General features: G+C 36.3%; 23 protein-coding genes. 3 read left to right on the forward strand and 20 right to left on the reverse strand.

The features are described 5' to 3' along the window. Positions 1 to 54: 54 nt before the first annotated feature. The 15 genes from Q0K80_RS00725 to Q0K80_RS00795 form a co-directional block, all read right to left on the reverse strand. Positions 55 to 1284, reverse strand: coding sequence for an alpha-hydroxy-acid oxidizing protein (locus tag Q0K80_RS00725; protein WP_294601802.1), 1230 nt, complete (start codon positions 1282 to 1284; stop codon positions 55 to 57). A gap of 160 nt (positions 1285 to 1444) precedes the next feature. Then, positions 1445 to 2242 carry a metal ABC transporter permease gene (locus Q0K80_RS00730; protein WP_294601804.1) on the reverse strand — a complete coding sequence of 266 codons (798 nt, stop codon included), beginning with the start codon at positions 2240 to 2242 and terminating at the stop codon, positions 1445 to 1447. After that, a complete protein-coding gene (locus Q0K80_RS00735) occupies positions 2242 to 2862 on the reverse strand; it encodes an ATP-binding cassette domain-containing protein (RefSeq protein ID WP_294601870.1) in 621 nt (206 codons plus the stop codon). Before Q0K80_RS00735 ends, Q0K80_RS00730 begins: the two co-directional genes overlap by 1 nt. Positions 2863 to 2916: 54 nt before the next feature. Then, positions 2917 to 4068, reverse strand: coding sequence for an SLAP domain-containing protein (locus Q0K80_RS00740; RefSeq protein WP_294601806.1), 1152 nt, complete (start codon positions 4066 to 4068; stop codon positions 2917 to 2919). Between the two features lie 13 nt (positions 4069 to 4081). Then, the gene (locus Q0K80_RS00745) at positions 4082 to 4981 is read right to left on the reverse strand and encodes a zinc ABC transporter substrate-binding protein (protein WP_294601808.1); all 900 of its coding nucleotides are present in this window, start codon (positions 4979 to 4981) and stop codon (positions 4082 to 4084) included. A gap of 260 nt (positions 4982 to 5241) precedes the next feature. Beyond that, entirely contained in the window at positions 5242 to 6687 is a 1446-nt protein-coding gene (locus tag Q0K80_RS00750) for a glycoside hydrolase family 1 protein (protein WP_294601810.1), read from the reverse strand. A gap of 42 nt (positions 6688 to 6729) precedes the next feature. Further along, a complete protein-coding gene (locus tag Q0K80_RS00755) occupies positions 6730 to 7989 on the reverse strand; it encodes a PTS transporter subunit EIIC (RefSeq protein WP_294601813.1) in 1260 nt (419 codons plus the stop codon). A gap of 284 nt (positions 7990 to 8273) precedes the next feature. Further along, positions 8274 to 8999 (reverse strand): LrgB family protein, encoded by a 726-nt coding sequence (locus Q0K80_RS00760; protein WP_294601815.1) that lies wholly within the window; start codon positions 8997 to 8999, stop codon positions 8274 to 8276. Between the two features lie 3 nt (positions 9000 to 9002). After that, entirely contained in the window at positions 9003 to 9434 is a 432-nt protein-coding gene (locus Q0K80_RS00765) for a CidA/LrgA family protein (protein WP_294601817.1), read from the reverse strand. Between the two features lie 155 nt (positions 9435 to 9589). After that, on the reverse strand, positions 9590 to 10327 hold the full coding sequence (locus Q0K80_RS00770) for a LytTR family transcriptional regulator DNA-binding domain-containing protein (protein ID WP_294601819.1): 738 nt from the start codon (positions 10325 to 10327) through the stop codon (positions 9590 to 9592). Between the two features lie 27 nt (positions 10328 to 10354). After that, positions 10355 to 12040, reverse strand: coding sequence for a LytS/YhcK type 5TM receptor domain-containing protein (locus Q0K80_RS00775; protein WP_365934709.1), 1686 nt, complete (start codon positions 12038 to 12040; stop codon positions 10355 to 10357). A 286-nt stretch (positions 12041 to 12326) separates the two neighbouring features. Further along, complete coding sequence (locus tag Q0K80_RS00780) at positions 12327 to 14297, reverse strand: fructose-specific PTS transporter subunit EIIC (protein ID WP_294601823.1); 1971 nt, start codon at positions 14295 to 14297, stop codon at positions 12327 to 12329. 16 nt (positions 14298 to 14313) lie between these two features. Next, positions 14314 to 15228, reverse strand: a complete 915-nt coding sequence (pfkB, locus tag Q0K80_RS00785) for a 1-phosphofructokinase (protein WP_294601825.1) — start codon at positions 15226 to 15228, stop codon at positions 14314 to 14316. Further along, entirely contained in the window at positions 15228 to 15983 is a 756-nt protein-coding gene (locus Q0K80_RS00790; RefSeq protein WP_294601827.1) for a DeoR/GlpR family DNA-binding transcription regulator, read from the reverse strand. Before Q0K80_RS00790 ends, pfkB begins: the two co-directional genes overlap by 1 nt. Positions 15984 to 16144: 161 nt before the next feature. Then, positions 16145 to 17308: a GNAT family N-acetyltransferase gene (locus Q0K80_RS00795; RefSeq protein WP_294601829.1), complete on the reverse strand. Its 1164-nt coding sequence runs from the start codon at positions 17306 to 17308 to the stop codon at positions 16145 to 16147. Between the two features lie 313 nt (positions 17309 to 17621). Between Q0K80_RS00795 and Q0K80_RS00800 the strand changes: the two genes are divergently transcribed. Both Q0K80_RS00800 and add read left to right on the forward strand, forming a co-directional pair. Continuing rightward, positions 17622 to 18977 (forward strand): threonine/serine exporter ThrE family protein, encoded by a 1356-nt coding sequence (locus tag Q0K80_RS00800; protein ID WP_294601832.1) that lies wholly within the window; start codon positions 17622 to 17624, stop codon positions 18975 to 18977. Between the two features lie 179 nt (positions 18978 to 19156). Further along, positions 19157 to 20176 (forward strand): adenosine deaminase, encoded by a 1020-nt coding sequence (gene add / locus Q0K80_RS00805; protein ID WP_294601834.1) that lies wholly within the window; start codon positions 19157 to 19159, stop codon positions 20174 to 20176. 56 nt (positions 20177 to 20232) lie between these two features. On the opposite strand, the gene Q0K80_RS00810 is transcribed toward add, so the two are convergent. The 5 genes from Q0K80_RS00810 to Q0K80_RS00830 form a co-directional block, all read right to left on the reverse strand. Beyond that, entirely contained in the window at positions 20233 to 20403 is a 171-nt protein-coding gene (locus Q0K80_RS00810; protein WP_294601836.1) for a hypothetical protein, read from the reverse strand. 50 nt (positions 20404 to 20453) lie between these two features. After that, positions 20454 to 20762, reverse strand: a complete 309-nt coding sequence (locus tag Q0K80_RS00815) for a hypothetical protein (protein ID WP_294601837.1) — start codon at positions 20760 to 20762, stop codon at positions 20454 to 20456. Between the two features lie 54 nt (positions 20763 to 20816). Further along, on the reverse strand, positions 20817 to 21707 hold the full coding sequence (locus Q0K80_RS00820) for a glycoside hydrolase family 43 protein (RefSeq protein WP_294601839.1): 891 nt from the start codon (positions 21705 to 21707) through the stop codon (positions 20817 to 20819). 27 nt (positions 21708 to 21734) lie between these two features. Continuing rightward, on the reverse strand, positions 21735 to 23954 hold the full coding sequence (gene bglX / locus Q0K80_RS00825; RefSeq protein ID WP_294601872.1) for a beta-glucosidase BglX: 2220 nt from the start codon (positions 23952 to 23954) through the stop codon (positions 21735 to 21737). A gap of 62 nt (positions 23955 to 24016) precedes the next feature. Further along, complete coding sequence (locus Q0K80_RS00830) at positions 24017 to 25273, reverse strand: PTS transporter subunit EIIC (protein WP_294601841.1); 1257 nt, start codon at positions 25271 to 25273, stop codon at positions 24017 to 24019. A gap of 136 nt (positions 25274 to 25409) precedes the next feature. On the opposite strand from Q0K80_RS00830, the gene Q0K80_RS00835 reads away from it, so the two are divergent. Then, positions 25410 to 26246, forward strand: coding sequence for a helix-turn-helix transcriptional regulator (locus Q0K80_RS00835; RefSeq protein ID WP_294601843.1), 837 nt, complete (start codon positions 25410 to 25412; stop codon positions 26244 to 26246). Positions 26247 to 26282: the final 36 nt, after the last annotated feature.

Below are 26282 nucleotides of genomic sequence, written 5' to 3' on the forward strand. Positions count from 1 at the left end.
TAGTAAGAACAACTAGTATATAGAGCGATTTTACTATTTAAATTTCCAAATTAATTAAGCTTGAGAAGCACCGGTTACGGCATCTGAACCATTATTTTTCAATTGGTTTTCAGCAGTCACAGGATATGGCTTAACTCTTGAAGGATCAGTATTTGACTTTAAGTTATCAGCCGTATAATTAATATGAGTAATCTTAGCATGTTTAACATCGTCAATTGTCTTGCAGCCGGTCAATTGCATGTCAATTAACAGTTCTTGATTAAGTTGTTCAATAACTGATTGAACACCCTTGGCACCACCCAGTGCTAGACCATATAGATATGGACGGCCAATACCCACCATATCAGCACCAAGAGCCAAAGCCTTAAAGACGTGCGAACCACGGCGAACACCAGAATCAAAGACAATCGGAACCCGATGATTAACAGCTTTCGCAATTTCTGGCAACATGTCAATTGTTGCAGGGCCACAATCTACCTCACGACCACCATGGTTAGTGACATAAATACCGTCAGCACCAGCACCCATAGCGATATAAGCATCCTCAGCACAAACAACACCTTTAACGAATACAGGTAAGCCAGACATTTCCTTGATACGTCTAACATCTTGTGGGCCAATCTTTTGGGCCGAAGAAGCATACATTTGAGCTACAGTTTGGCCTTCACCTTTAGCTCCTTGGTAGCGGGTAAAGAAATCTAAAGGTACAGGATAAGCAAAGTTAGTTCTAAGATTAGCTTCACGAAAGCCAGAAATCAACGCATCTACTGTCAGAAAAATTCCCTTATAGCCGGCTTTCTTAACTGCATCAAAGACCATTTTATTAAAGTCCCAGTCTTTACTAAGGTACAGCTGGAAAAAGCGTGGTGCATCTGGAGCTGCTGCAGCAATATCTTCAACGCTCTTATTTGCATATGTACTGGATGAAAAGAGTGCACCAGCTGCTGCTGCGCCCTTTTGGGTAGCAATTTCTGCATCCTTATGAGCAATTCCGTGACAAGCAATAGGTGAGATCATCACCGGTGTTTTCAGTTTCATGTCCATAAATTCAGTATCTAATTGCGGATGATCCATATTAGTCAAAGCACGCGGTACAATTTGAAAATGGTTGAAAGCTGTAGTGTTGTTACGCCAAGTCCATTCATTTTCAGATCCCGAAGCAATATAATAATATGCTCCTTCAGGCATAACTTCCTTTGCCCGTTCCTCAAGTTCATCGAGGTTGACCATATTTAAAGCTTCATTACGTTCGCTTTGAGGAAAACCGTTATAATAGTATGTCATTATTAAGACTCCTCTTCTTTATTATTATTTCCGCTTTTTATTATACATGTAAATGCATACAAAAGTTAGTGAAATTTTAAAAGGAATGTTTAAATTACAAGATTTATACTATAATTTTTTCACAAAAATAATAGCAGTTTTATCCTTTTAGCCAGCCTTGCTATAATTTATGCTTAATGATGTGAGTGAAATAAGTAACAAGATAAATCGCTACTTCAATTACAGCTATAAAAAAGGTTACAGGCAAATTAGTAATGTAGCCCAGATATAATCCGAGCCAAACGCCAATTAAAGCGAAAAAGACAGACCAAGCGATCATTGACGGAATAGTTTTGCCGAGATAATTAGCAGTAGCAGGTGGCAAAGTCAACAAAATAAACACTAAAAGAGAGCCAACTATTTGTGCGCCGATTGAAACAGACATTGCTAAAGTTATTAAAAAAATCACGCTGATTGCTCCGGTTTTTACCCCATGAGCAAGTGCACCAATGTGATCAAAGGAATCAAAGTTTAGGGGCCGTTGAATACTAAAAATCATTAGTAGCACTATTACGGACAAGACTATTAGTTGAATTACGCCTTGATGGTCAACTCCGATAATACTACCAAACAAGATGTTAGTAGCATAATTGCTGTTTGCACCGGATATTGCCAGAAAAAGAACGCCCAAGCCAGTAAATAAAGCTGAAATTGCACTGATTGAGGATTCTTTTTGCTCGCTATGAAGCGATAGTTCTCCCACACTAATTGAACCAAGCAGCGTAAATAGCAGCATGCCCCACAGAGGGCCAATTCCAAGCCAAACTGCAAACGCAGCTCCAGCAAAACCAATTTCCGACAATGTATGTGCTAAAAAACTAAAATTGCGCGCAACTACATAGACGCCTACTGTACCACAAGTTATGGCAATAAAGGTGCTAGCTAGAAAGGCATTACGCATAAAACCATAGGCAAACATTATTCATATGCCTCCTTAAATTGAGACATTTCACCATGCTCAATTTGACCATGGTTTAAATATAAATAATTCTGCATATATTTGTGAGCTAATGACACATCATGAGTCACAAATAAGACTGTTATTTTATGTTTTGCATTCAAATGCTTGATTAACTTCATCAATTCATCCTTAGCCATAGGATCAAGACTTGCTGTAGCTTCATCTAAAATAATCATGTTCGGATTATCCAGTAAAGCTTGCGCTAAATAAGCTCTTTGTTTTTGACCGCCAGAAGCCTCCCCCATCCGAGTATTTTTAATTTGATACAGGTTGGTTTCTTCTAGTTGCTTTTTTATTGCTTTCTTGACAGTACTACTTTTGATAATAGGGGCATTTAACCCTACAAATGCTTCGATTGATAACGGATATTCAGCATCTATGTTGCGAAACTGAGGCACGTACCCCAGCCGAACATCATCCGCAAACTTAAATTCACCCGCACTAGGTGTCAACATACCCATTAGAATGTTAATTAGAGTTGTTTTTCCTGTACCGTTCGGACCTAGAAGAGCCGTAAGCGAGCCCTTTTCTAACTTAAAATTCAAATTATTGAAAATAGTATTTTTGTCAAATCTCATTGCGAGATTAGTGACTTCTAAAATATCAGACAATTTACATTATTCCCACTTTTATTATTTAAAATTGCCCACTTTGACAAATTGATTAACATCAATCGGGTAATATTTGCGGCCCATAATTTTTACACGACCGCCATACGTACGGACATAGTTGCCACGATACAATTTATTGGTACCAACTCGCTGACCGTTACCATCATAAATATAAGCATTATGACCTAAACATTGAAGTTTACCTTCTACGTTGCTGGCAACGACATATTCATTAATACCTATTTGTAAATATTTGCGCTTTTGAATAGTTAGATCACCATAAATGGTTAGCTTGGAGCCAGCTTTTTTAGTTGGTAAATCCGTTGCTACCCCATTTTTATCATAAACAAGCGCATTATGCATCAGAGTCCTAGTAGCGACCGGTTTTGGCAAAACAGCAGGTTTTTTAGCGGGTACAACAGGTGTTGTAGGTGCTGGAACCTGTGTAACTATCGGATTACTACCAACAGGAGCAGTTGGTATTGCTGAAGCCCCTTGATCATAATAATACTTAACCAGATCAAAGAAGTCATCCATGGAGTAACCCCATTTTGCAAAATAACCATCCGGATCAGTGTGATCAGTTCCGCCTAAAAATTTAGATACAGCATGATGAGACCAAATCGTACCTTTACCATCATGAACAGCATTATCCGGTACTAAATTATACTTGTGCAAAAGCTGCGCAACGTAAACAGCATCATTGTTGACACCTTTGGCAAAATCAGCAAGATTATTTTCCTCACATAATTCCACTTGAATAAAACGATTATTGGCTACAGGGCCTGCACCCCAAACGCCATAATCAGGAGTTGTCATCTGAATAACTCCAGTCTTATCCACAAAAGCATGAACATAGGAATAAATATTCATCCATTCACGATTAAAATAAATAGCTTCATTGTGTGCTGTAGCATTAGGCGTAGCAGTCTCGTGAATAACCACACCTTCGGGCTTGCCGTTGCGATAATTAATTGGATTGGCAGCAGTAAAGTCATTATATTTAATGCCTTCTTGCGCCAAAATTTGTTCCGCAAATGTTACACCGCTATAACTATTTTGTTTTGCAGTGTCATTAATTGTACCAGCCTGAACTGTTACCGGTTGTGGCACTGCCATGGTTATAACAGTTGCCCCCAATGCCAAAACAGCAATCAATTTCTTCATTTTCATCGCCTCATAATAACTACTTTCGGGCTACTTCAGCCAAGTTTTGATAATTATCCTTCATCCAATCTAAATAATTTGTATTATCAGGAATTGTTTCCCTTACTTTTAAAATAGGAATATTTTGTTTTTGAGCCAATTTCAAAAAATTAGTAACAGTTGAACTAGATGTCTGTTCATTGTCCACAAAAAATGCAATTTTTTGTTTTTTAATCCCTTCGGTCATTTTTTGAACGGAGACCGGACTGGGATCAGTATTGTTTTGAATTGCTTTCTCAAAATCTTTATTTGCCACTTTAATATTAACAGATTCTAAGGCATAATCAAAAACAGGTTCACTAACATAAATCGGTTTTTTAACATGATGATTTAATTTAGCAGCAGATCTCTGAATTTGAGCAATCTGGGCTAAATACTTTTTCCCATTTTTACGATAATAACGAGCATGCTCCGGATCTTTTTTACTGAGCCGCTTAACTAAGTAATTAACATACTTAGTAGGCATAGTCAAATCAAACCAGATATGAGGATTATCACCCTTTTTTAATCCCATTAAGTCTTCACCAACGCGCACCGGTTTTTTATCAACTGAAGAAGCCAATTTGTCCATCCAGCTGTCATAACCTAACCCATTTTCCACTACTATGTCAGCATTTGATAATGCTTTAGCATCATTAGTGGTAGGCTGAAAGTCATGAGGATCAACAGATGACTTGGTAATTATTGCTTCTGCTTTACCGTACTTACCCACTACATTTTGAGCAATGTCAGAATAAATATTTGTAGTGGTCATAATAGTAATTTTATTACTTTTATGTGGTTTCTGAGAACAAGCACCTAACGTCAAAAGAACTAAACCCAATAGGGTAATTGCAGTAAATATCTTTTTTAATCTAGTAAATTTCACTAATGTTGTCATTCCTTTTCATTTTGAAGTGCTATTTTAATTAACACGGCAACTTTTTAATTAATTGCAGTAAAAAACCAAAGTTACTTACCATTAATAACCATTATACACTAAAGACGAATTGCTTTAAAATAGCGTACTATTATAGTTATATTACAGTTTTATTGCTAGAAGTAGATAGCATTGTTGTTTCCACTAATCTAAAAAGCGTGCGAAATTTTCGCACGCTTTTTAGATTAGTGGAAACAATTAAACCTTGTAGTGTACTTTCATCACAAAATATTTCCATTAGATTCAATTACCCGCTTGTACCAATAAAAAGAGTCTTTGGGAATTCTTTTTAAAGTCCCGGTACCATCGTCATTCAAATCAACGTATATACAACCATATCTTTTAGACATTTGGTCTGTAGAGGCACTTACCAAATCAAACGGACTCCACATTAAATACCCAATAACGTTTATTCCATCTTTTATTGCTTCAAGAATTTGAAGAATATGTTCTCTCAAATATTGAATTCTATAATCATCATGAATTTTGCTGTGTTCCAAAGTATCCTTAGCTCCTAGTCCATTTTCAACAATGAACAAAGGTACCTGGTATCTGTTCCAATACTCATTCAAGGTAATTCTCAAGCCCAAAGGGTCAACCTGCCAACCCCAGTCAGTTGCTTTTAAATAAGGATTTTTACCACCCACAGCCATATTGCCGTGTTCTTTTTTAGCATTACGAGAACTAGAAATAGTTAAAGATGAATAATAGCTAAAAGATAAAAAATCACATTTCCCATTAGCTAAAACTTTCTCATCACTTTGTTTCATTTTTATCTGTATACCATGCTCTTTAAAATACCGGTTCATAAAACTAGGATATTTGCCTAAAACTTGAACATCTGAAAAGAACAAATTAAAGTTATCTCTTTGCAAAGCAGTCAAAACATCTTGAGGGTCGCACGTTAAGGGATACACCATATCTCTAGCAACCATACAGCCAATGTGAGCTTCGGGATCAATTTTATGCAGTTGCTGTACCGCTATGGCACTGGCAATAAACATATGATGCAAAGACTGAAAGCGAACATTCTTTTTCTCATTTTCGGTCATGTTTTCTTCTATTGCCCCTGTTCCAATAAATCCCCAGGTTGCGGAATTTATTTCATTGAAAGTAATCCAATATTTCACTTTTCCCTTATATCGTTCAAAAACAGTTTCAGAATACATAGTAAAGTTTTTTATGGTTTTTCTGCTCAACCAGCCGTTTTGATTTTTCACTAGTCCTAATGGCAAATCAAAATGATGTAAAGTAATTACCGGTTCAATTTGATACTTTAAGCATTCAGAAATTACTTTGTCATAAAATTCCAAGCCCTTAATATTCGGCTTATCTTCAGTACCATTAGGAAATATTCTGGCCCAAGAAAGTGAAAATCTAAATGCCTTATATCCCATTTTAGAAAGCAATTTAATATCTTCTTTATAATGGTAAAAGAAATCAATGCCTTTTCTTTTTGGATACCTTGAATCATTTAAATCTTTTACTGCAAAAGCAACTGAATCTTTCGTTACAGTGGGCAAAGTCAATTTTTGATTCATTTTTGGCCTAGGTACTACTTCAGTAATTGTAGGTCCTTTATTACCAACATTCCACGCACCCTCAATCTGACTAGCAGAAGTAGCTCCACCCCATAAGAAATTTTGCGGAAAATTTGCTGAATACATTATTTTCCCTTCCAATCTTAAGTCCTAAAAATATTTTAATAATTATTTATTGCTTTTTGGTTCTGAATCAATTTTATTGAAGAAAGGCAGATAAATAAAATAGCTTAAAACACAAATTAAGAATTCATATATTGCCCAAGCAATACTACCTCCACCTGCTAAGAACCCGTGAACTATTATTGGTGTACCTGTAGGGACACCAATTCCAGGAAGTATGGGTAAAATACCAACTTTTATCCCTAAAATGGCAATTATAATGGCAATTAATGGTGTAAGAATGAAAGGAATTGCCAAAATAGGATTCATGACAATAGGAGTACCAAACACTAACGGTTCGTTAATTCCAAATAAATTTGGAATTATAGATAGTTTACCTAAAGTCCTATATTGCTGTTTGTGTGCCCTTAGCATTGCAACACATAAACCGATTGTTAGCCCGGAGCCAGCAAAAGTTGACATGCCATAAATAGCTCCAGTATAAATATTAGGAATTACATGTCCAGCATTAAATGCTGCAAGATTGGCGGCATCTAGTGGCATCCATATTCCTATAAATACTGAGACTACAATCATTACACCATGAATTCCAAAAATCCATAATAGATGAGTGATTAAAACTAACAAAATCATTGTAAATGCATTATTACTTAGTAATGTTAATGGAGTGGAAATAATGGTGAAAATAAAATTATGCAGACTTTGAAATTTAGTTAATGAGAATAAATACCGGATTGCTAGAAAGACAAAAGCAATTATGAATGATGGTATTAATGCTGTGAAAGAGTTCGAAACAGTTGGTGGCACCCCTTCAGGCATTTTGATTGTCCACCCTTTATTTTTTAGAAAAAGATATAACTTAGCTACTATTAATGCTACTAAAAACGATGTAAATAGTCCCTTGGCTCCCAGCCATTCTGAGGGCAAAGAAACTATTGAAGCAGATTTATCTGTATTAAATGGAGTGACAATTAAAAAACTAACTAATGCGATAATACCGGCTTCAATACCATATTTTTTGTTTTCTTGTCCACTTAACTCACAAAATTTATTTGCCACTAAAAAGACCGCATATAAACTAAGAACATTGATAGTAATGTTAGCAGGAATACTAAGTATTGACTTAAGATTTAGTGAAACTAATAATTTTTGATAGGCAGGGATTTGAAGATTATTTATTAAACTTCCAATCGCACCTAAAATAATAATTGACATTGACGATAACAGACCATCAGAAATAGATTTAACATAAATATTATTTTGAATTGTCTGTGCACCTTTTAAAAACTTATCTTGTATTTTCATCTATAAACCTCCAATGTTTTTAGATAAAAGCTATTTAATTGCTATTAACTGATCAGCTATAAAATATTATTATCTATAAACAGTTAACGTTCTATATGCAAAAACCAGAACTTTTCTAACCATTTCACAGATTAATAATTTTGTATACTTTTAATTCAATTAGTATAAAATGATACTAAAATCGACGGACAATTCTTTAAATAATGACAACCTAAAAAGCGTGCGAAATTTTCGCACGCTTTTAGAGTAAGTAAACAATTAAACATAAAACTAATAATTATAAACTATAACCCAACTAGGTGGGCAAATACCGGCACTAACAGATTATCAACTAAAGCTGTAGCAACAACCGCTACTGCAGCAGTAGCTCCCTGAACGGAACCTAATTCTAAAGCAAAAGCAGAACCAATAGTATGTCCTGCAGCTCCCAGTCCTAAGCCTGTACCTAAAGGATCACTGTTCAAGTTAAACCACTTAACCAATTGCTTTCCTAAGGCATAAATAACTACAGCATTAAGTATACATGCCATAGCAGTTACTGAAGCATTACCGCCAATTGCGTTTGTTAATGGCATTGCTACTGCTGTTGTAGCAGACTGACTGAGCATTGACTTTATTCCAACCGCATCCAGTCCGACCGCTTTAGCAACAAGAGTTATTAAAGCCATTGAAATTAACGTTCCAAAAACTAAGCCCAAAAGAATTACTAACCAGTTTTTCTTTACGACATCGTTACGCTTATACAATGGCACTGCGAAAGCAATTGTAGCTGGAGTGATGAACCAGAAAATGATATCACCTCCGGGTTTATAGGCTTTAGTATAAATAGTGGCAGTTGTAACGTTGAAATACTTCGCCAGAACAATTAAAACTGCTATTCCTAAAACCATGGCTACAAATAACGGTTGAAAAAGGAAAAAGCCTTTAGACTTCTTAAACAACCATTGACCAATTAAAAATACAATCAGAGATAAGAAAACGCCAAATAGTGGATTGGTAATGTATTTCATTATTTAACATCCCCCTACTTTTTTATGGTCAATAACGGTTAATTGGTTATTGGTTATTTTTTCTATAACCCAGCTAAAAAATTTAGTAGTATATGCAGTAACAACCAATAAAATAATGGTAGAAGCTATTACTACTATAATTAATTGCAAGCCCTGTGCTTTCATAATCTTTAAATTTCCGGCCAGTGAAATTCCAGAGGGAACAAACATAAACCCAATTAGAGAAATTAATGCGCTGCCGAAAGAATCAACCCACTCAACCTTAATTACATGAAATGTCAGTAAAACGTAAAGCAGGACTAATCCTATTACCGGAGTAGGTACTGGAAAAGTTTTAGGCATCAGGTCAGAAATTATCTGGGCAGTAAACAAAATTGCCGCATAAATAAACATCTGAACTAAAATTGGTGCTGATTTTGTCTTTTCTTTTTTCATAAAAATCGCTTTCCTTTCTCATTACAGCTTTCTTGCTTTCAAGTACTAAGATAATAGCTAATTTGAGTTCTGTAAGCGATTTAACTGCGAAATGCAAAAAATGACCTGTGAATTACACATGAGCAAACTCACAAGCCATTGTTATCAGATTAAATTTACATACCCAGTTGTGCATTTAATTCTTTGCGATAAGATCTGCCAACTTGAATTTTAGAATTGTTGTCCATGATTAATAAAGAAGTATGATTAAACCAAGGTTGAACTTCTTTAATATTTTCAATATTTACTATTGCATTGCGATGAACTTGCATAAAGCACGAGTCAGTTAAACGCTCCTTCAGCCAAGATAATGTTTTACGCGTTTCGTATTTTTGCTTTTCAGTTTCAATTGTTAGTACACCGTTATTGACTGTTGCTGCTATTATTTCAAGTTTTTTAACGACAACGTTACGATCCTCAAGCTCAATACTTAAAACTTCACTTTCTGCTTTTTCATGTTGCACAACACTGTTACTTTTAGTTTTTAACACCTTTTCTGCTTTTTGCAAAGCTTGGTCAATTCTTTCCTGCTCAAATGGTTTGAGAACATAATCTAGTGCTCCCACATCAAAAGCTTTAACTGCATAGTCATCATATGCCGTTGCAAAGACTATCATGGGTGAATAATTTAACTGTTTAAGCTCATCTGCTAATTCAAAGCCATTCTCTTCATTAAGTGAAATATCCAAAAATAACAAGTCAATTTCATGTTTGAGTAAAGTTCCCTGTGCTTCTTTAATATCTTCTGCTTGATAAAGTTTTACACTTTTTTTATTTAAAACCGGACTCTTTTTAATCAAGTAAGATAATTCAGCGCGAGCTAATGGCTCATCGTCAACTATCAGGATTTTCATTTTAAGCATCCCCTCTAACTTCTAAATTCATTTTTTGGCATTTTTCAACGGTATCTCAGCTTTAAAAGCAGTACCATTCTCACCAGTTTGGATTTGTAATTGACTATTAGTACCGTATAAGCCTATCAGACGTTTATTTAAATTATAAAGTGCAGTACCGCTGCCACCGGATTCACCAATTGGTTCTTTACCCAGTCTTTTTAAAATATTTGGTTTAATACCAATACCATTGTCTTTAACCAAAATTATAAAATATTCATTTTTAGAGCTTAAATTTATAATGACTTTATTACCAGTTTTTCTGCCCTTAAATGCATGTTTAATGGCATTTTCCACAAATATTTGTAAACAAAATGATGGTAATAATGTATTATCCGGTACAGTTATTTGATAGTCAACCGTGAATTTATGAGGAAAACGCAGCTCTTCAATTCCAATATATGCACTGACATACCTTTTCTCCTGCTCAAGAGTGATTTCTTTTGCCTGCCCATTTTTTAAACTTAGTCTAAAAAATGTGCTAAGTTCCATTAATGCTCTGTGAGCTTCATCAACATTTACTCTCATTAACGCACCAATAGTATTAATAGCATTAAAGAAAAAGTGCGGATTTATTTGAACTTGCAAAGCTCTAATTTCTGCTTCATTCACTAAACTTGTCTGCTGCTCAGCAATCCCAATGGCCAATTGACCTGAAAAAATCATGGCTAGTCCGCGAACTAAATTTTCTTCAACTACTGTCATTTCTTGTTCTGCACAAAAATAGAGTTTTAATGCACCAATAGTTTTTTTATTCACCTGTAAAGGACAAACAATTGCGGAAGTTAAGGGACAGTCTTGATGAGGACAGCCAATTTCATTTTTGGAATGTGCCAATTTTTCTTTGCCGGTAGCAATAACAGTCTTGGATAAGTCGGTAATTACTGGTTCTCCAGCTATGTGATGGTCTTGGCCTGCACCAACATGAGCTAAAACATTAACTCGATCAGTTAGACCCACAGCATCAAAATTAGTGTATTTCTTGATGATTTTACAAACATGTTTAGCAGAATCAGAATCAAGGCCATGACGAAAATAAGGCAACGTTTTGTTCGCCAGTTCCAGAACATCCTTGGTCTGAACAACACGAAGTTGACGCTCATTAGACAAATAAGTCTTCAAAATTTCAATGAATAAACAAGACCCAACCGTATTCAGCAAAATCATAGGTACAAAAATTAATTTGATTAAACCAAATCCATGAAAAGCAAAAATAAAAATCATTTGAATTAATTCTGCTAAAAAAGACAAGATAGCCACCCAAAATGTTGATGGGTATAAATTATTTTTCTTAACCTTATCACCTAAAATTCCGATTAAATATCCAATTAAGACTGAACTTACAATATAAAAATAGTCAGAAAAGCCACCAAAAATGACTCGATGCAATCCACCTACTAAACCAACTAAAAGTCCTACATAAGGTCCCGCGGTGAGACTGGCAGTAGTAATAACTAGCATTCTTGTATTAGCAATCGAGTCGGTTTGGGGTAAGCCCGTAATAATCAAAGGAGTAAAAATTTCTTTTGAACTCGAAATTTCTACACCAGTGAGATTCGCAATTACCACAAAGAGCGAAAAAATAATGAATAACCAAATTTGTGATTTTAGTGTCCTTTTCTCAATTAAATCCCTAAAAAAACGCATGTTAACAAGGAGAAACGCCAGTATCATAATAATACCAAGGCGTTCTGATAATAATATGAATAGATTGAACACGTCTTTCTCCAATCTGCAAATCAAGTCGGAATTAACCTTTTATATCATATTAGTATGGCAAATTTTTCAGTTTAAGCAATAGAAATCGCATTCAACTGCTCAAAATAATGTTTGAAATGATAAAATTAGGGGTTTAAATTTTTTCAGTATACTTAAACTAATTTTTAGTCAGAAAAAAGCACTAAGCCAACTAACAGCTTAGTGCATATTTTTTAACTCTCAATAGCATCTAAAATTGAATTTATTTTTGATCTTGGTTGTCAACAGGCTTTTTCCACAAACCTAAGATTACACCTGCAACAATGGAGCCAATGATAGTAGCAACAAAGTACAGTAAAATGTGGTTAGCAAGTGGAGATACCCAGAGACCACCGTGAGGTGCAGGAACACCAATGCGCCATAGACCTACTAAGGCACCGCCAACGGCAGATCCAATAATACATGAAGGCAAAACGTGTCCTGCATCAGCTGCAGCAAACGGAATAGCACCTTCAGTAATGAATGAAAAGCCTAGAATCCAGTTGGTTAAACCAGCGCGCCGTTCATCCATAGTGAACTTGTTCTTAAAGAAAGTTGTACCGATTGCAGTCGCAAATGGCGGTACCATGCCTCCAACCATTACGGCAGCCATCATTACTGCGGCAACCGTTGAATGAGGGTCATTAGCAAAAGCACCGGAAGCAAAAACGTAAGCGGCTTTGTTGAAAGGTCCACCCATATCAATTGACATCATGGCAGCTAAGATAGTGGTTAAAACTACTAAATTGCCAGTGCCCATTTGGTTTAAGAAATTAGTAATCGCAAAGTTAACGGCACTAAAGATTGGGTTAACAATGTAGTACATAATAAGGGCAATGAAGAGCAGGCCTAAGATTGGGTAAATCAGCATCGGCTTCATTCCTTCAAGAGACTTCGGCAACTTGGCGAACAATTTCTTTAAGCCGACTACTAAATAACCAGCAATAAATCCAGAAGCAAGTCCGCCTAAGAAACCGGCAGGAGATTTGGCATTAGTTACCACATTGGCAACATAAGCACCACCATAGGCACCACTATAAACTGTGGCCATGAAACCACCGACAAAACCAGGCATTAATGCCGGCAAGTCTCCGATTGATTCGGCGATGTAACCTGACAAAATCGGCACCATGAAGGCAAAAGCCATGTTTCCGGCATTATTTAAGAAAATAAAGGCAGGAGATTTAGGACCACCAGCGTAGTTTTCCACAATAAAGGAAATTGCCATTAAGATACCGCCACCGATAACAAATGGCAACATGTGAGAAACGCCGTTCATGAGGTTCTTGTAAATTGAACCCCAAATACCTTCTTTAGCATTGCCACTGTCATCGCTACTCGTTTCACCGTTTGAATGGTAGACACTGGCTTTAGAAGCCAAAATGTCATCAATCAATTCATCAGGTTTGTTGATACCGTCAACAACGGGACGAGAAATTAACGGCTTGCCATCAAAACGAGGCATGTCAACTTTCTTGTCTGACGCAATAACAACCCCTTGAGCACGGCTAATCTCATCGGCAGTCAATTTGTCCTTGACGCCTTCTGAGCCGTTGGTTTCGATACGTACATCAACACCACGCTTTTTACCAGCTTTAATTAAAGCTTCTTGAGCCATATAGGTGTGGGCAATACCGTTAATACATGCGGTAACACCGACAATTAAAGGCTTCTCTACCTTATTAGTTTCACTGGTACTTGCAGCTTGTTCTTTTTCGGCTTTTTTAGCTTCATCCTTTTGCTGTTCCGCATCTTCAAAAAGTTGGATCACTTCTTCAGGAGTTTGCGCTTTTTTAAGAGCATTAACCAGATCAGGGTCAATTAATAAGCCGGACAATTTAGCTAAAGCTTGTAAGTGAGTATTGTCAGCGCCATCTGGAGCAGTAATCATAAAGAATAAATGAACTGGTTGACCGTCAAGCGAATTGTAGTCAATCCCCTTTTCACTTTTAGCAAAAAGCACGCGCGCTTTGTTAATTGTCTTATTCCGAGCATGTGGCATCGCAATACCATCGCCAATACCCGTGGTAGATTCGTTTTCACGAGCCCAAATTGACTTAATGAATTCATCTTCGTCATTGACGATGCCGGTTTTGACTTCTAAATCAGCCATTTCTTTAATAGCATCTTCTTTGTTAGTCGCTTTAAGCGCCATAATCATGGATTCAGGAGCCAAAATATCTTTAATTTTCATTTAAATTCTCCTCAATTTACGAAATTTCTTCAACATTAATTTGTGGCAGCACCGCATCAATCTGACTTTTAACGGCAATATCTTTAGTAAAAGCTGTGGCAGCACCACAGGCCATACCGATACGGAAACTTTCTGCTGGATCATTTGTTTTCACATAAGTACCAACAAAACCAGCTATCATAGAGTCTCCTGCACCAACCGAATTGACTGCAGTTCCAACAGCTGCTTTAGCATGATAAAAATGCTTAGGGGTTATCAAATAACCACCCTTACCAGCCATGGAGACCATAACATTTTGTGCACCCAAGTTAAGCAATTTGCGTGCACATTCAAGCATCTTTTTGTCAGAATTAAAAGTAGTATTAAATAAATCAGCTAGTTCATGATGATTGGGTTTAATTACAAGTGGTTTGTAGCTTAAAGTATCGAGTAATGCCTGACCGGTAGTATCAATCACAAAATCTGCTTTGGCCTCTTTTATAGTAGGCAAAAGTTTTTTGTAAAAATCTACTGGTAAGCTGGGAGCTAATGAACCACTTAAAACTACTATGTCACCTTTTTGCAAGTCATTTAGTCGCGCTTTAAAAGCAGTTATTTCCTGCTCTGTAATATTAGGCCCGGCAGCATTAATTTCTGACTCCTGCTCTGCGTGCACCTTCACATTAATGCGGGTCACATCAGAAATAGTAACAAAATCGTTAACAATGCCGCGCTGATTAAGTTGGCGTACCAGCTCTTTGCCAGTAAAGCCACCCACAAAACCCCAGGCAGTATTATCAATATCCAGCTGATTAAGTATTTGTGAAACGTTAATCCCTTTACCGCCCGCCAAAAACGAGCAGTTATTAGCGCGATTAACTTCACCACGGTTAACCTGCTTTAATTGAATTACATAATCCAAAGCAGGATTAACGGTAACCGTATAAATCATTAGCAAATCTCCTTCAGTTTAATTTTGACAGGCAGTAATTTTTTCTCTTTTGCACTTAACGCAGTAGTGAGAACTGTGACGTTTTTGACTTGCGCAAAAGTAGCAAAACTGCACTCGCCAATTTTAGAAGTATCGGCCAAAATATATGTCTGATTAGCTTGAGCAATTGCTGTTTTTTTAATTGCGGCTTCTTCAGTATCAGGTGTGGTTAGATTGCCACGGTCATCAAGTCCATTTGTGCCTACAAAACTGGCGGAAAAGTTCATCCTCTGCAGTTGTTGCAGAGCAGCTTGTCCCACTACCGCATGTGTATTTTCTTTGATTCGGCCACCCAAAAGTATAGTCTCAATCCCATGGTTAATAGCACAAAGTGCAGTTTCTAAACCATTAGTCACAACGGATACTCGTGGAATATCAGCAATAAAAGGAACCATCTCATATGTTGTTGTTCCTGCATCAATAAAAATATAGTCATATTGATGCACAAAATTCTTAACAGCATATTGAGCAATCAGCTTTTTATCATTATGGTTCATAGATAACCGAATATGTTGCGACACATCATGAGTAAAACTTTTGACTGACTGGGCACCGCCATGCACCCGTTTAATCAAACCTTTTTCTGCCATTTGATTTAGATCTCGTCTAATGGTTGACTCTGAAGTTGAAGTTATTGAGCAGAGATCACTAACACGGCATAAACCATGCTGGTTAACGAAATCCTCAATCACTTTTTGCCTTTCAGGCGTTAACATATATTTCACCCCAGCGAGTATTTTATGCGCTTTAATAATTAAAAGCAATCATTTTCAATCATAGTTTGTCACTTTCCTGCAAAATCGTTCATTTTCAGCAAAAAAAATAGAAATCGCATAAATTATGCAACTTCTATTATGCTAATCAAAACAATTTCCAGTTAAAAATAGTCATAAAAACTTACTTTACCGTTTAAAAATTCCAATTTACTGGAACTCAGTTTTTTTATTAATCCTAAATTTATTGCTTGCTTTAAAGTTAAATGGCCTAGTAAAACCTTTGTCCAGTTAGTTATTGACCCATTAAAATCAGGTTTGGCACTGGTTTTAACGCAACTGGTTTCACCAGAATTATTCACCAGATGCCAAACCCCAGCGTTCCACGGACAAATGTCATCCTCTGTAACTTCTAAATTGGCAGTTCTTTCACCAACAAACTTCACGGCAGACGCAATTTCCCCAAAGTCAACAATTCTTGACATCATGTAAGGCCGAATACTAATGCTTAAGCCACTTTGATCAGGAAAATATTCCTCAAGCAATGAATCTTCTGGTGCTGTAATTTCAAACTCGGTACATGAAGATATGTGACCACCAATAAAATTAAGCAATGCCGTGATGGCAGTGGCGTTTGTATAATATATTTCGTCAACCTTAAATTTTTTGTTTGCAAAACGATAAAACATATAGGCCTGAGGAGCTTGATTTTCATCAACATAAATAACAATGTTTCTATCAGGATAATAAGTTTCCAGTCTGTGCCACCACCATTTTGCTCTAATAACTGTATTACGTTCCTCACCTGCATTAATTTGCTTTTGGTATAGCTTTTTTATCAAACTGCTTAATGTCGGATTGCTCCAATTACCTCTTACAATTTTGCCAGTCTTGGGTAACTTGAAATACTTAAACATTGTAGGTTTAATACTATATGTTTTTTGATAAATACTATTTTCATAACCATATTGCTGATAAAATGTTTCGGACCACGGTGCTAAATTAGATAGTGAAACACCTTCGTCATGAAGATCTTCCAGTATTTCTTTCATTAGTTTGGAAATATCTCCACGGCCGCGATTTTCCGGATATGATGAGACATAGCCAATTCCTGACATTTTAATTTGATGATCAAAAATCTGACTTGCAAAATGGATCGCCATAATATAACTTGCAAGTTTACCATCATGAAAAATGCCATAACTGTCACTGTGCCGATAACAACTCATAAAATTATTATCTTTTTTCAGATCATTAGTTTTTAAAAAGGCATATTGAATTAAAGGGACAACTTCATCTAAAATTTCATTAGTTTTATCTAGTTTCATTAGTTTTCATTTCCTCAGCTAATATTTATTTTTACGCGCTTTAAAGAACGGTTCAATGCTTGCCAGTCAATTTCTAACTATAATCAATCAGCAATTTTATAATACCGTTTTCATAAAAATTGATCTAGCTTAAATTAATTGGCCTATGCGTCTTTAGCTATACTCATAATTATATGAACAGAATAATATTATTTTGGTCTAACGTATAAGCCGATTGATATTTTTGCCACAATATACCTTGTCAAATTGGTCCAGCCACTAATATGGTAAAATTAAAACACTATATTAATAAAAGAAAGGTCAAAAAGCAGTTATGAAAGACGAACAATCTCCAGCATCATATCCCAAGATTTCTAGTAAGCATCACATGAGAATTCACTGGAAACAGTTTTTTAAAAGTTCAGATAATACTTTAGTCAAGGATATTACCCTGGTAGAAAAAGGATCTTTAGTCGGTAGAATAGGTATAATGCTGCTGCAATGTGGCACTGGAGCTTGGCGTGTCCGCGATTCGATGAATACCATTGCACGTGCACTTAAAATCACTTGTTCAGCCGACATTGGTTTAGTAACTATCAGTTATACCTGTTTTGATATTGATAACAAATCATATTCGCAGACACTTTCTTTGCCAACTACAGACGTAAATATGAATAAGTTAAATGAAATGGAAGATTTTGTCCGCAAATTTGAAACTGAAAATGATCACTGGACAATTGGCGCAGTTCATCATAAATTGAATCAAATTGAACGCCATACTCAAAACTATCCCCTAATTATTTCCGCTTTGAGTGCAGGTTTAGCATGTGCCAGTTTTATTTTTTTACTTGGTGGTGGCTTGCCAGAAATGTTTTGTACATTTTTAGGTGCTTTTGTTGGTAACTATTTACGTCAACTAATGGGTAAAAAGAAAATTACACTTGTTGCCAAAATAACTGTCGGTGTGGCGGTTTCCTGTGCTGTATATTTCCTATGCTTTAAATTAGGAGCAATAGTTTGGGGCTGGAGCAATAATCATGCCTATGGCTATATCGGCTCAATGCTCTATGTCATTCCCGGTTTTCCTTTTATCACATCTGGTCTTGATATGTCTAAACTTGATATGCGGTCAGGACTTGAAAGACTGGCCTATGCGATATTAGTAGTTATGATTGCTTCAATGGTAGGCTGGGGCATGGCTACCTTACTTTCTTTATCACCAGGTGCTATGCCAAAACTAAATCTTAATCCGGCTTTATTAACAATGCTTAGAATAATTGCTAGTTTTTGTGGCGTTTTTGGCTTTTCAATTATGTTTAATGCTAAATTATCAATGGCAACAGTTGCTGCCGTAATTGGTGCCCTGGCAAATACTCTGCGTTTAAGTCTAGTTGAATTTAACCATGTTCCAGCCGCTCTAGCAGCATTCATCGGAGCTTTATTAGCAGGACTAATTGCCAGTTTCGTACGTGATAAAGTTGGCTTTCCCCGTATTGCAATTACTGTTCCCGCAATTGTCATAATGGTTCCTGGCTTATACATGTATCACGCTGTCTTTAATTTTGTCATTACTAACATTAATGTCGGTGCTTATTGGATTATGGATGCTTTGATGATTATTACTGCCCTGCCGATCGGCTTATTAACAGCCCGCATTTTAACAGATGCAAAATGGCGCCATTGTGACTAAAATACTTAACTGGAATTTTTAATTATTTTACCTAACTAGATTCTTAGTTAGGTATTTTATTAGGAACATATACACTTATCTTCCTTAATTTGTTCGCTTTTTACTCTATTTTTATTATTAAAATTGTGCTAAACTAAAATAACAAGTAAAAATCAAGAACATTATCTAAGGAGGATTACATGAGTTCAGTCGTCACACCAGAATTTACACGGGGCTTGCCTAAAGCCGAATTGCATTTGCATATCGAAGGAACATTAGAACCTGAATTGAAGTTAAAGTTAGCCAAGCGTAATCATGTAGATATAGGACAAACTACAATTGAAGATGTCCAAAAGACTTATAATTACCATGATTTGGCATCATTTCTATCTGTCTATTATCCAGCAATGAATGTTTTACAAACTGAAGAAGACTTTTACGATTTGGCTTGGGCCTATTTAACTAAGGCTGCCGCCAACAATGTTCGGCATGTAGAATTATTTTTTGACCCCCAAGCTCACACTAGCCGCGGTATCCCATTTGAAGTTGTACTCAATGGCCTTTATCAAGCTACTGTTGATGCACGTGCATTAAACGTTGACGCTCACCTAATCATGTGCTTTTTACGCGACTTTTCTAAGGAATCTGCTAGAAAGACCTTGCGAGAAGGTCTTAAGTACCGTGATAAGATAATTGGCATTGGACTTGACTCTGATGAACATAACAATCCGCCATTAAAATTTGCTCGCCAGTTTGAAGACGCAGCTGCGGCTGGACTGCACATCACTACTCACTGTGACATTGATCAAAAAGATTCAATTGAACATATTCGTCAGGCTTTAGAAATTATGGAAGTTGAGCGACTTGACCATGGTACCAACATTGTGGAAGATCCAGACCTGGTTGAATTAGCCGCCAAAAGACAGATTGGCTTAACTTCCTGCCCGTTATCTAACAGCTTTGTTTCACCAGAAATGAAGGGTAAAGAAGTAATCGATCTTTTGAATGCGGGAGTAAAAGTTTCTATTAATTCAGATGATCCTGCTTACTTTAAGGGCTATATCAGTGATAATTATTATGCTTTGGCACAAAAATTTGATCTTTCACGAGATCAAGTTGTACAACTTGCTAAGAATTCTTTTGAGACCTCTTGGATTAGCCAACGCCAAAAGCAATTATATTTAGATGAAGTAGATCAATTTGTAGCACAATTTAATTAAGTTTTCGACTGTAAATATCACACAAAAAAGGTAGAATTTTTCTACCTTTTTTATTACTACAGATTTTCATACATTAAACTAATCGAATGAAATTTAACGCTATTTTGACCAATTGCTCTTAAACCGATTACTACACCTGTAAAAGGCGAATCACTAACTTCATTAGTAAAATGTCTGGTCAGCATACTGGTTTTAGCAATTTCAGTTTCATCATCCTTTAAAATCACACAATAATTTTCTTGTCTCATTTTTAAAATAAATTTGATTGTAGTGCCTCTTATTTTACCTTTAAATTCTGCTCAATTTTCAAGTCGCTGTCTCGTTTGCTTATTTGAATTATATTTTGCTCATTATTATACAAAACTGCAAAATAATGTGCGTCATCTTTATAGACAGTTAATCCAGCTAAATTATTACTCAGCCCTTCAACCTTTAAGCAAAAGGAGAATTCACCCTTAAATTCAGTTTGCGCAAAACCAATAAAAGAAGGTGCAAGTTGGCTCACCTGAGACACTTTAAGAGGCAGCATATTAGCCTTTAATGTTAATTTGTTTTTTACAAGCTGATAATCAGGTAATCCTGCCACAGAAAGCAAATTATCTGCACCAAAGTACTCCTCACTATGCGATTGTAAATTAGTTTATAATGGCGCGGTCACATTAACCGTTGCCTTGCCAATTTTTTCTTTTTTATTAACTTCAATTTTGTTGGCATCCCAATTGACAGGAAATAAAATTGTCTCACGTCCTAGTAAGGTGCGATGAATATGGGGCGGCTGTCTGGTCGTAAGTGCAACTAGACAGAATCTTTCTTCATCTATTTGAACTATATCCGCGTGACCAACGCACTGAAGCTCATTTTTGTAATCACGGTTTGTCAAAATGGGATTATTAAGGACGCTGTGGTAAGGCCCATCAATGTTATCAGCAACTTGCATTGTTACCATATGCCCTGAACGAGTTCCTCCTTCTGCTAAAAGAAGCCAGAACTTGCCAAATTGATAATAGTTATGCGGTCCCTCAGGATCGCGGCCACCAGTGCCACAACTAATTATTTTTTCTTCACTTAATATTCTTCCAGTGTCCGGATCTAACAAAAATTGCATTATTTTACCGGCTTCTGTTATTTGCAGATAACACTTATCATTCAAAAATGTTAAGGAAGGATCGATGCCCATTCCCTCTTTTATCCAAATAGGCTGCGACCAGCCTTGACTGGGATTTCGGGTTTTGACAATAAAAGTGCCTTTGGGTATAAAAGCACAAACGATATAAAAAACACCATCATGAAAACGAATAGTAGGAGCAAAAGCGCCAAGAGAGTTTTTAAGATTGCCATACGGATAATGTTTTGCAGTGCTTTTATCTATCACGTGACTTACCAATTGCCAATTTAGCAAATTTTTGCTTTGATAGACCGGTAATCCGGGAAGAAACTCAAATGTTGAGGTAACTAAATAGTAGGTATCGCCAACTTTACAAATACTGGGGTCAGGATGAAAACCTCTTAAAACTGGATTTTGATATTTCATAGTTATTCTTTCTTAATTAAGTTTTTACTAATCAACTAAGGTAAAATCCTGTGCCAAACAGTCCCGTGAATTACTGCCGATATATAGAGTAAATTCCCCGTTTTCTAAGACTTTTTCACCTGTATTATCAAAGAAAGTCAATTGCTTAGGACTAATATTAAAACTGACAGTTTTCTCTGTATGAGCTTTGATATTTATCCTCTTAAAATCAATTAACCTTTTTACCGGCTGAACAATCGTGGCTACTTTGTCGTGCATATAAAGCTGAACTGTTTCCTCACAGTCCCAGTCACTGTCATTTTTTAGCACCACTTTAGCTACAATTTGTTCAGCATGATGCAGTTCTTTTTTATCTAAACTCATCTTTTCGTAACTGATATGACCATAAGATAGGCCATAGCCAAATGGATATAAAGGTTCAGCAGGAGCATCCAAATATTTTGATAAAAAGCGACCAACATGTTGCGAATCATGAACGGGACGGCCAGTTGACAAGTGATTATAATAAAGCGGTTCTTGTCCTGAACTGTACGGAAACGACATTGTTAATTTTCCAGAAGGATTGGCTTTGCCAAATAAAATATCTGCGATTGCTGCCCCACCTTCAGTTCCAGGGAACCAGCATTCAAGAATACTGTCAACTTTGTCTTTGACATTTGTTAACACTAGTGGGCGGCCACTAATAATTAGTAGAACTACTTTTTTACCTAATGCAGAAATTTTATCAATCAAATCTAACTGATTAGCTGGTAAAGAAAGATTCGTTTTTGAACCTGCTTCTCCGGCTTCAAGGGTACTTTCTCCCATTGCCAAGATCACAACATCTGATTCTCGGGCTGCTTGAAGTGCTAATTTGTTATTATTCTTTTCTTTCTCTTCAGTTGAAATGACCTGAGAAATTGCTTCATCAGACGGAAAACCCATTTCTTTCAGCATCTGGCGACTACGGTTAATATCTGTCCCCTTGGCGGTTTTAATATCAGGCACATAGCGTTTTAGTCCCTCATAAATTGAAATGCTGTCTTTAGATTCACCATGTACAGCCCACATTCCCAGCAAAGAATGTTCGGTACTGTACGGTCCTATCAACGCAAATTTCTCATTTTTATTAAGGGGTAAAACATTATTTTTATTTTGGAGCAATACCACGGCTTCTGTGGCAATTTTTCTGGCCAGATTCCGTTTATCTTCGGATAAAACACTTGCCTTTTCTCTAGCTAGCGATGTTCCCCGATAAGGATCTTCAAACAAACCAAAGTCATTTTTCAATGATAAGACACGCCAAACGGCTGCATCAATTTTCTTTTCGTCTAATTGACCATTAGTTACCAGCTTCTTTAAACCGTTAGCATAACACGGCGATTTCATATCTATGTCGACAGTAGCATCCAAAGCTTTATAGGATGCCTCAACTGTATTTGCAGCAAATCCATGTTTAACCAGTTCATAAATTGAAGCATAATCGGAGATAATAATACCCTTAAAGCCCCAAGCTTTTCTGAGCAAGTTATCCAACAATTTCTTATCTGCAGTCGATGGAACACCATTTAAAGCTGCCAAAGAAGTCATTGCTAATTTTGCACCAGCTTTTACCGCTGCTTTATAAGCAGACAAATAATTCTGATAAAGGTTGCTAATTGACATATCAACAGTATTGTATTCTCTGCCAGATTCAACCCCACCATAGCCAGCAAAGTGCTTAAAGCAGGCTGCTACTCCTTTATCGTCCTCTATTTTTTCCTGAAAACCTTCAACCATTGCCTCAGCATATTTAGAATTAAGGTATGGATCCTCACCGGGAGATTCTAAGACCCTACCCCATCTGGCATCATGTACGGTATCAAGCATAGGAGCATAAGCAACCTGAATACCAGCAGCTGAAGCTTCATCCGCTGCCGTAGCAAAGGCCTTTTTGATGATTTCCGGGTTCCAGGTTGCACCTAAGCCTAAGGGAATTGGATAAATTGTTTTATAACCATAGATTACATCGGACATAAACATCACAGGAATATGATGTGGCTGTCTTGCCATCTGTTGGTCCTGTACTTTTCGAGTAGCCTCAGCTCCAGCAACGTTGAGAACCGATCCGGTTAAGTCAACCATTTTCTGTGAAATACCTAATTTATCTCGCGGACCGTATGAAATATCGTTTGCTTGAAAAAATTCCCCTGATAATTGGATTAACTGTCCAATTTTTTCGTCAAGGCTCATTTCCTTCAGTAGTAGTTTTAATTGTTTTTCTTCCATAATATATACCATATACCTCCTAATGAAAAAGAGGTTTATTGCAACCTCTTCTATTATATAGTCTATTTAGCTGCATTTTGTTCTTGTGCTAAAGCTTTCTTGTCTGCTCTTCTAAACCATGGATACCATAGAATTGGTGAAATCACTAACTGGATCAGCAGAACTAAAATAACAATTGAGATATGTCCCCCTAATAATGCGTGCACTCCTAGTGGCAATCCAAATACTGCCTGAGCACCCGTACATCTAGCAACTATGCCTAGTTTAGTTAACAAACCAGCTATCATGACAACAATAGCATTATTTGTCACAAACGGCACAAAGAAATCAAAATTAAGAACTAATGGAGTACCGAAAATTACAGGTTCAGTAATTCCAAACAAGGCAGGAACAATTGAAATTTTACCTAAAGTCTTATATCTCTGACTCTTAGCAATAAAAAGCATTAGTAAAACCAGACCTAAAGCTGTTCCGCCCCAAGTGTAAAAATTAAAGAAGGCATAGCCATAAATGTTAGGAACAGAACGACCGGCTTTGTATGCTGTTAAGTTTTGCATATCAAGTGCCATCCAAATAGGAACAACAATTGGTGTTATTACGTTTGTACCATGAATACCAAAGAACCAGACTAATTGTTCAATTAAACAAATTAGAACCATAGCCCAGAATGAACCACCAATATTTTGTAAAGGTGCTTGAATGATAGTAAAAATTAGTTGATGAAAACTGCCAAATGGAGTAACACTAAATCCTAAGGCAACAATCGCAAAAAATACACCTAATAGTAAAGTAGGTATTAAAGCGGCAAAAGTATCAGATACCATTGGCGGAACACCAGCCGGCATTTTAATAGTCCACTTGTGCTGTTTCATGTAAACATATGATCTACCCACAACAATACCAACTATGATTGCTGAAAAAAGACCATCAGCACCAATCCAGGTAACTGGAATTGCTGTAACATTTTTGATACTTCCAAGTGGTGTAATGATCAAAAATGACATTAACGAAATAATACCTGCACTGGTGCCGTCATCATCTTTGAGAAACATCCCCGCAATATGTTTAGCCATTAAAAAGGCAACATACAAAGCAATAGCACCAATAGTGACTGAGTTGACAAATCCCATAATTTTTGCCAGCTGCAACATTTTCCACTTGCTGGCGTAAACCGCAATTAAAGTAGCAAAGGATCCGATGATCATCGGCCCTAAGGTGGCCATCATTGCACCCATAACTGCTTGCAGGTATTTATTATTTCCTACCCTGTCAAACCACGGTTGCATTCTTTGAAAAAACTTTGTCATTTTTTCTTTCATAAAAAACTCCTCCTTTTTGCTCCCGTTATTTCATTAAATATAGTAAAGCGATTTCAGATGTGTTAAAATACATTTTCCAGAGGAAAAAGCTGTAAAATAATGACCTTCCATTATAACATTATGCGAGGTGATAACAATGTCCTATATCCAACATGAAAAAATCAGCAATTCAAAAAAGTTACCTTTCAAGATTTTTAATTTTCACGCCCACAATTTGAACAGAGTAATTCCCTTACATTGGCATCAAAGCACTGAATTACTATATTGTGCTCAGGGTAAACTTGAAGTGAAACTAAAAGATCAAAGTTATTTGCTATGCAAAAATGATTTTGTAGTAATTAATCCGTATCAAATTCACTCAACTCAAAGCCCACAAAAAAACTGGGTATTATGTATTCAATTACCATTGCCTTTTTTAAGCGAGATGACTAATAGCAAGTTTTTACATGAATATGTTTTTAACGCTAATTCATGCATTGAAAAGTCAGAAAATGATCAAGAACTTATTTCAACATTTGCCAGCATTATTAGCTTACAAAATAAAGAAACCAACTTGGTGACTAACCTCAAAATTATGACAGAGGTGATAAATGTCATTCGCATATTAACTGAATACTACGCTCAAGAAAGTAAAACTATTGAAGAAGAGAGTAATATCAATTTTATAGAAGAACTCACCAAATTTGTATTAAAGAACTATCAGCATGAATTGCGAATTAACGATGTTGCACAATACTTTTGCTATTCAAATGGTTATACCTCACGATTAATCAAGAAAAGCCTAGGCTCCTCTTTTTCCGATCTTCTAAGATTAGTCAGAATCAATAAGGCAATTGATCTGATGAATTCTTCTTCCAAGTCCTGGGTAAAAATCTCTGAATTAACAGGCTTTATAACATATCGTAATTTGTATAATGCTTTTTATTCCGTCTATCACATGTCGCCTAATCAATTTAAAAAACAAAATAAGTAATATAGTATTTCGGCTAAGCAAAAAGACTAACTCTCA

Origin of the sequence: uncultured Lactobacillus sp. (assembly GCF_945290125.1) — a bacterium.
Classification (GTDB): domain Bacteria; phylum Bacillota; class Bacilli; order Lactobacillales; family Lactobacillaceae; genus Lactobacillus; species Lactobacillus rizhaonensis.